The organism is Clostridium lentum (assembly GCF_014287815.1).
Taxonomy (GTDB): domain Bacteria; phylum Bacillota; class Clostridia; order Clostridiales; family Clostridiaceae; genus Clostridium; species Clostridium lentum.
The window spans coordinates 1-682 of sequence record NZ_JACOOQ010000050.1; the positions used below are offsets into that span (position 1 = coordinate 1).

The 682-nt window shown below is 42.7% G+C and carries 1 tRNA gene and 2 rRNA genes; all 3 read right to left on the reverse strand.

Annotation, left to right across the window (positions count from 1 at the left end):
* A 23S ribosomal RNA gene (locus tag H8R92_RS13040) occupies positions 1-115 on the reverse strand; the annotation flags it as partial.
* 182 nt (positions 116-297) lie between these two features.
* A tRNA-Ile gene (locus H8R92_RS13045) sits at positions 298-374 on the reverse strand.
* Positions 375-470: 96 nt separating this feature from the next.
* A 16S ribosomal RNA gene (locus tag H8R92_RS13050) occupies positions 471-682 on the reverse strand; the annotation flags it as partial.

The window sequence follows — 682 nt, forward strand, 5'->3', positions numbered from 1 at the left end:
GGAAATCTCCGGATCACTGGCTATGTGCGCCTACCCGAAGCTTATCGCAGCTTATCACGTCCTTCATCGGCTCCTGATGCCAAGGCATTCACCATGCGCCCTTTGTAGCTTGACCTATCTTCATTTGATTATTCTTTCATAATCAAAACTCAATTCTAACTATTTTTCAAGTTAAAACTCTTCAGTCATTTTTTCAAAGTTTTGCATTTAATATCACAAAGAATATTTCTTGGCTTACTTCTCAATATGTTTGAAGTTATATATTATCATTTTATATGCAATTTTCAAAGAACATAATGGTGGGTCTAAATGGACTCGAACCATCGACCTCACGCTTATCAGGCGTGCGCTCTAACCAGCTGAGCTATAGACCCATATTACTTTGAGCATGATCGCTCAAAATTGAACAGAATAGTTAGTATAAGCAATTCGTGTACGAAGAAACATCTTGATTCTTCATTTCTCCATAGAAAGGAGGTGATCCAGCCGCAGGTTCTCCTACGGCTACCTTGTTACGACTTCACCCCAATCGCTGACCCTACCTTAGGACGCTTCCTCCCTTACGGGTTAGATCACGTACTTTGGGTATTGCCAACTCTCATGGTGTGACGGGCGGTGTGTACAAGGCCCGGGAACGTATTCACCGCGACATGCTGATTCGCGATTACTAGCAACTCCAGCT